General features: G+C 35.4%; 8 protein-coding genes and 1 pseudogene. 5 read left to right on the top strand and 4 right to left on the bottom strand.

What is annotated here, in order from left to right; translation table 11 throughout:
* The first annotated feature begins 532 nt into the window (after nucleotides 1–532).
* From RT445_RS22680 to RT445_RS22690, 3 genes and pseudogenes are all read left to right on the top strand, one after another.
* Nucleotides 533–733 carry a hypothetical protein gene (locus tag RT445_RS22680; protein WP_274793268.1) on the top strand — a complete coding sequence of 67 codons (201 nt, stop codon included), beginning with the start codon at nucleotides 533–535 and terminating at the stop codon, nucleotides 731–733.
* Nucleotides 734–914: 181 nt separating this feature from the next.
* Nucleotides 915–1,332, top strand: a pseudogene (locus RT445_RS23735) (DUF3888 domain-containing protein).
* 75 nt (nucleotides 1,333–1,407) lie between these two features.
* Nucleotides 1,408–1,842, top strand: coding sequence for a hypothetical protein (locus RT445_RS22690; protein WP_274793269.1), 435 nt, complete (start codon nucleotides 1,408–1,410; stop codon nucleotides 1,840–1,842).
* A gap of 402 nt (nucleotides 1,843–2,244) precedes the next feature.
* On the opposite strand, the gene RT445_RS23740 is transcribed toward RT445_RS22690, so the two are convergent.
* Nucleotides 2,245–2,322: a DUF1064 domain-containing protein gene (locus tag RT445_RS23740; protein ID WP_396631756.1), complete on the bottom strand. Its 78-nt coding sequence runs from the start codon at nucleotides 2,320–2,322 to the stop codon at nucleotides 2,245–2,247.
* Between the two features lie 40 nt (nucleotides 2,323–2,362).
* Nucleotides 2,363–2,563, bottom strand: coding sequence for a DUF1064 domain-containing protein (locus RT445_RS22700; RefSeq protein ID WP_312506715.1), 201 nt, complete (start codon nucleotides 2,561–2,563; stop codon nucleotides 2,363–2,365).
* On the opposite strand from RT445_RS22700, the gene RT445_RS23745 reads away from it, so the two are divergent.
* A complete protein-coding gene (locus RT445_RS23745; RefSeq protein WP_396631755.1) occupies nucleotides 2,525–2,707 on the top strand; it encodes a tyrosine-type recombinase/integrase in 183 nt (60 codons plus the stop codon). The genes RT445_RS22700 and RT445_RS23745 overlap by 39 nt on opposite strands.
* Complete coding sequence (locus tag RT445_RS23750; protein ID WP_396631757.1) at nucleotides 2,707–2,979, top strand: tyrosine-type recombinase/integrase; 273 nt, start codon at nucleotides 2,707–2,709, stop codon at nucleotides 2,977–2,979. The genes RT445_RS23745 and RT445_RS23750 overlap by 1 nt, the downstream gene beginning before the upstream one ends.
* An 87-nt stretch (nucleotides 2,980–3,066) precedes the next feature.
* Here RT445_RS23750 and RT445_RS22705 read toward each other — a convergent pair whose 3' ends face one another.
* Nucleotides 3,067–4,272 carry an EAL domain-containing protein gene (locus RT445_RS22705; RefSeq protein WP_312506716.1) on the bottom strand — a complete coding sequence of 402 codons (1,206 nt, stop codon included), beginning with the start codon at nucleotides 4,270–4,272 and terminating at the stop codon, nucleotides 3,067–3,069.
* A gap of 523 nt (nucleotides 4,273–4,795) precedes the next feature.
* Nucleotides 4,796–5,899, bottom strand: coding sequence for a TFIIB-type zinc ribbon-containing protein (locus RT445_RS22710; RefSeq protein WP_274793271.1), 1,104 nt, complete (start codon nucleotides 5,897–5,899; stop codon nucleotides 4,796–4,798).
* Nucleotides 5,900–5,988: the final 89 nt, after the last annotated feature.

Genomic DNA, 5,988 nt, shown 5'->3' on the forward strand with positions numbered 1-5,988 from the left:
TTGAAACAAAAGAAATGGTAGCAGGCGGAAGTACTTATATGCCAAAGCTCAATCTTACAAGGAACACTTATGATTAAGAAAGATAAATTTAGGTAAAATAGCAACATGATTGTGTTCGTTGTTGAACTAGCTTAATATTGAAATTTATTCCTATGATAGTGTATACACTGGATCTGATAGTGTATACACTGGATCGCTTGTCCCACCACTTGCCTTTTGTAGAGTTGCCTCAATCCCATACATAGCGGTTTTCGCCCCAATGTAACTATTGTTATTTTCCTTCACTACTTGTTACCTTGCTTCCTCGATTGTTTTTTACCATCCACCGATAATTCTCAATCCACTGTAACAAATTCTCTTACGTAACTGTTATTTGCCCTTTTAACATAGGATTGCCCTCCTAAGTTATGTTATAATGCTAATGACTAAGCCATTATTCAAAGGGCATAAACCAATTCGAGCTGTAGCGTGTGCAAACGCTGCAGCTTTTTCTATGTTATAATTTACACAAATTACATATTGAGGTGATATTATGGAAAGTGATAAATTGGTTTGTAAGGCTTGTGGTAGTGATTCCTTTACAACCGGTCAAGTTGGTGGTAGTAGTAGCCAGGGTAATATAAGACCAATCGGATCAGTAATGACTTTTGGTTCATCACTTCTTATGACTTTTTGTAAAAACTGTGGAGAGGTTGCTTCAATCAAAGTTGATAACCCAAAAAAATTTAAATAAAATATCTGTTTAGGGTCACTCCAAACTAGTGACCCTTTATAATTTCTTTACTCATATTGTGCAGTAAACTACTGTTGAATTATCTCAAGTATTTTTTACCTTCTCTTTTAACTACATACTTTTAAATGGATGGTTAATAATAAATTTATACAATATTTAAAAGAGGTGTATTATTTTATAAATGAAAAAGGCTTATCTGCTTTTATAATATTAATTACTCTTGCTTTATTTTTCCTACCAAGTACAGGATTAGGGTTTTATGGACCTACTCATGATTCTAACGACCTTAGATTACAGGATATGCTCATGCTCATTCTTACTCCTTATATTGAAAAGGATTTGAGAAGCTATTATTATCCGAAGATTTTAAAGGATTTGTTTCACCCTTTGTTACTCCTTGGAAAATTGAATTAATTGAAACAAAAAGAAATCATTTCCGAGGCTTTGATCTGCAAATTACATTTGAAATTGAGCCTACAGATGGCGGACATAATATTTCATTAGGAAAAGATAGAATGACCTATGAAATAACTGTTGGTCCTGAGGTTAAATTGATAAATCACACTCACCTTAAGACTTATAAATATCCACCAGAATAATTCATTAAAATTTTTAACCTTTTATAGAATTTTGTATTTTTCATTGTTGAACAAATACTGAAAGGAATTTTTTCTATGAGAAAAATAATAATCATTTCGTTATTTTTAATAAGTTCCCTAGGGATAAATTCTACTTTTGCTAGATCAGATATACAGTATTTCCCTAAAAACCAACCCCCAAGTGTGATTGAGTTAGCCTTTCTACGTGAATTAGGTTTACCAATTCTTGAAACAATGTCTTCATATGGTGATAATCAATTATTCGATTATGCAAGAATTGAAAAAATTGAACAAAATAGACAAAACGACTACTATGATGTTAGTTTAAGGGTTATTTCCTTTGAAGGTGCCCACGATCAACCATTTAAACTAATTAACATCACTTTTCGTATACCGCCTGGTGAATCTGCAGAAAAATATAAAGTGTTTTCAAATAAGGCAGTCATTTCATATAAAGTTAAAAATATTTCTCCTGAAGAAGTTGAGAAGTTATCTAAATTCACTAAGTAGCTCAAAATTTTTTTTGCACATTTTCTTTCAACTAACCACTTTCCTCTTCCCTAACAACCCACCAGCCCTTGGCCCAATCCTTCCAGCCCATTTCAAGGTCCATAGCAATCAAAGCCACACTCACTTTACTTGCGTTAAGTTTCTGAGCAATCTCGTTAATTGGATATCCTTGATTCCACATAGCTATGAAGGTTCCAATCTGATTTATTGTGAAATCAACTTTAACTGATTCATGAACCTCGACAGTGAATAAGATGTATCAACTCTACTTCTTTCCTTGCCATTCAATATCACCTACCCATTAATTGCTTCTCTTTCAGGTCCTGCTTTCCTAGCCTTTTTAAGTTCATCATGTGTTATCCCCCAACCACCATCAATCATTGAATACGTCAGAAGCTTTAATTAGTGAGGAAAACGGTATTCGAACAACTTCTTCCTCAATTCGAATTGCTGTGTAACCATTCCCTTTATGTCACCCACTTCTGTATGACCATCAACATAATGAACTGTGAAATCAGCGTTATAACCAAATATCGCGATATTTCTTTCCGTTCTTTTCGAACTTCGGCAGTAACACAAACCTTGGCTGTAATTCAAAGGATGTCACAATACCTTGTGCTTGTAAGTGCTTCAAGTGAACATAATATTTTGCTTCTATCGCTGAATCGAATATAACTCCGTCGTGTATAACTTTCTTGTTCCCGTATTTTGCTTTACTCATGTTATTTTGCTTACACTAGCAACTACAGGGATGCGTAAAGGTGAATTGGCTGGCCTTACGTGGAAAGATATAGATTTTATGCAAAACATCATATCTATAACAAAAACACGTGATGAATATGGGGTCAGATCAATGATTATGTAATTATTACTGCCAATTTAGAACCAATTAGCAGTAATTATATATCTAAAATGTTTAACGCTTTAAAAAAGAAGCATAATTTTGAGCGTTTCTCGTCCCATATACTTCGCCATACATTTGTAAGTATTATTATTGCAGAGGGAACCGCTGTAACTACAGTTGCAAAAATCATTGGGGATACTCCTGAAATGGTGATGAGGGTATATGCTCATTCCCTCGCTGATGAGGAATTAAAGGCAACTCAAGTACTTTCATCTTTGATTAAAATCAAATAAATCATTTAAACATCAAATTTGGTGTACAAAGTGGGGTACAATCATAAGTTATACCCCACAACCATTGATATATTAGGATTTGTAAGCTTATCTGAAAATACTGTGCTCATAAAGATAATCATAAGAAAGGTCAACAAACAAATATTCATGTTCGTTGATGGCGATTGAAAATGTTCTCGTAATTTCTCCTGTTTCAATATCACGATATAATTCTGAGATCTCTCCACTTTGATCATTGCGCATTTTAATGATCGTTTGTAGGAAGTACGGTCGCCAACTCCAATTTTTATTAATTGCTCGTGGCTGCAATTCCCAATTGCCGTCAATTCTCATAACGTTAGGCGTTAACTGGAATCCATCTTCATTACAAATATATAGCCTAAAGGAGTAGTTATCCAGGAGTTCAGCTAAATACTCTAAATGCGAGACATTGTCACTCGTTGGTTTGACACGGTGAACAATCGCCTCTAGTTCATCCCTTAATTTTTTTAGCTGCAAAAATTGCGCCTCTAGCATTTTCTTTTCGGACGTAATAAATTGCTGGCATTCTTTTTTAAAGCGTTCCTTTAACATGTCTTTATCGACAAAGGTCATTGAAGGATTTGCTAAATATGGCCCTTGATAGTAGCGACCTCCATTTTTCCAAGCAAATTGTAGCTGATACACTGTTTCAATATCTTCAAATAAAAGATTGGCCCCTATTTTATAAGCAAGGCTGCCAATGGCAGAAATCATGTCCGATTGTGCTGACCAGGAATCATAATTTAAATCACGTGTATTGACCTTTAAAATATGTGGCGCCAATAACGCAATGTGCTCTAAATGACTTTCCGCTCCTACTTCTTGCACAGCAATTTTCACGCCGAACGTCGTAAAATAACGAAGGGCATGGTGTAATTTGTTTATATCCCCCATAAAACGATGCTCTGATACAACAATAACGATTCGATGTAAATCTTCTTCTCCTATATATTGCTGGATTATATTAAAATGACTTTCACCAAAATCTTGCATCAATAAATTAGGATTACTTGGAATGTAAATATCAATATCTGATGCAATTTCATCAATTTTGGCTAAGGCTGCATGTAAAATTTTATGCTCCATATCAATTCGATATTCTTCTGGAATATCTTCATTATTAACGAAGTCCATTAAATTAATTTGTTGCCCTTCAATTTGTAGATGTCCGGAAATTTCGTAGGCAATCACCGTATGCGCATCTGCGCTAAATATCGGCTGATAATACCCATGTATTTGATCTAAATTTGTTAACACTTCAATTGCGTCCATCATCGAAACCTCCATTATGAATAACTTTTTATAGTTATTCAAAAATAACATTACACATACCATTAATATCTAAAAAAATGCTCTCTGTCTGTATAATAAGTGGTTTAAAGTAAATTCGCAACTTCACCTATCATAATTTTTGGCCAATCTAACCTAAATTTTTTAGATTGGCTTAGTTGTAGCCATTGTTCGATTTTCACCATTTCTTATGACTTTTAGACATAGGAGGCTGTATTTTTACTCTATCATTTCTATGCTCTCACACAAACCTACATGTCATTGTTTCAAGGCTGCTCTCTCACTATAATTTATGCGACATACTAATAAAACGGCCATGACAATGCAGGGGAATAGCCCGTTCATTCCACATAATTCAGTCATACACCTAGTATTTTAAGTCAATTTTATGTTGATTTTGCGGCTGAGTCCCTATCGTATTTAATGGTTTTTGGCAAATGTCATCAATTTTGCAAAGATGGATCGATGAAAAAAGCAGCATTCCAAAAAGGAGTGCTGCTAGTCATTATTCCGACATAAAGAAATACCAAATCATTGCTATCACCATTAATGATATGATAACAGCTATCGTTACACGAAGTGGTGAAATAGGGGCATCTCCACCTACTCGCCCAGTTTGTCCATTGACCATAAAACGATAAACCTTTTCCTTATAACGAAAAGAAGACAGCCAAATCGGTAACATTAGATATTTGTATGTAATATCATCATGGTTGGTGGAAAAACGCAGATTTGATACAACATCCGCATTATTTTCCCAACGAATTTTGGAGGAAATTTGCGCGTGAAGATGATCATGAATTTCACTTTTAGCTTGATTCCACCCATCCTGCAAGCCAACACTATAACGCTCTGACAAAAATCCAGCTACATATTCTGGTTTATAAGCCTTATTATTTAAAAGATTAAATGGTTCAATTTTTCGCATCATATCACGATCGTAACGTGTTGTTGCACTTACTAAGTGGTCGTCGATAAATTCCTGATAAAAGCCACTAGTCGAATACCAATCTGTTTCAGTATGAGTTTTCCCATCTTTATCAGTAACTGTTCGATGTCGTCCATATCTTGCAGAATATCTAGAGCTTGTTTTGGAGTCGAATGTCCAATAAGGAAGATAAACCCCTTTAAAGGCATCAGGCTTTGCGCTAATTTTAGCAGCTTTCGGTGTAAACCATCTGCCTTTGATCCATTTTTGAAAATGTTCCCCTGCTTGCTTATCCGTTACTTCAAAAGCACATACACCATTTGGTGCTAACGTATTATCAGCAGTAGCCTCCATAACCTGATTGGAACCACAGTAAGGGCAACTGTCAGCTACCTGCAAGGCATCGTAAATCGTTTCGGCTGCACACGCTTTACAAATGACTGTTTTTTTCTCCACGCCCCAATTAAAATTCCCACGTTCCTCTGCTTTTAAGAAGTCCATTTCCTGGGCAACTTTTTCCTCTTCTTGCTCCGGCGTAGCAATTTCCGTTTCAAAGCCACAATAAGGACAAGTTAGCTTTCCTGTTGCAGGATTAAACTCGATCGATGCACTACAGGACGGACATTCAGCATCAAAGTCAAGCTTCACTTGTTTGGCATTTTCAACCTCTTGCATTGACATAGGCCATCATCTCCTTACTTGACATCATTCTCATCAAAAACATCTCCACATTCCGGACAGAACTTCGGTGGATTTGAAGGATCTTCTGG

This window comes from Lysinibacillus sp. (genome assembly GCF_032093475.1).
Lineage (GTDB): Bacteria > Bacillota > Bacilli > Bacillales_A > Planococcaceae > Lysinibacillus > Lysinibacillus irui.

Excerpts from the sequence above, each read along its gene's own strand:
- RT445_RS22680 (WP_274793268.1), top strand. The coding sequence starts at position 533 with ATGGAAAGTGATAAATTGGTTTGTAAGGCTTGTGGTAGTGATTCCTTT.
- RT445_RS22690 (WP_274793269.1), top strand. The coding sequence starts at position 1,408 with ATGAGAAAAATAATAATCATTTCGTTATTTTTAATAAGTTCCCTAGGG.
- RT445_RS22700 (WP_312506715.1), bottom strand. The coding sequence starts at position 2,563 with ATGAGTAAAGCAAAATACGGGAACAAGAAAGTTATACACGACGGAGTT.
- RT445_RS22705 (WP_312506716.1), bottom strand. The coding sequence starts at position 4,272 with ATGGACGCAATTGAAGTGTTAACAAATTTAGATCAAATACATGGGTAT.
- RT445_RS22710 (WP_274793271.1), bottom strand. The coding sequence starts at position 5,899 with ATGTCAATGCAAGAGGTTGAAAATGCCAAACAAGTGAAGCTTGACTTT.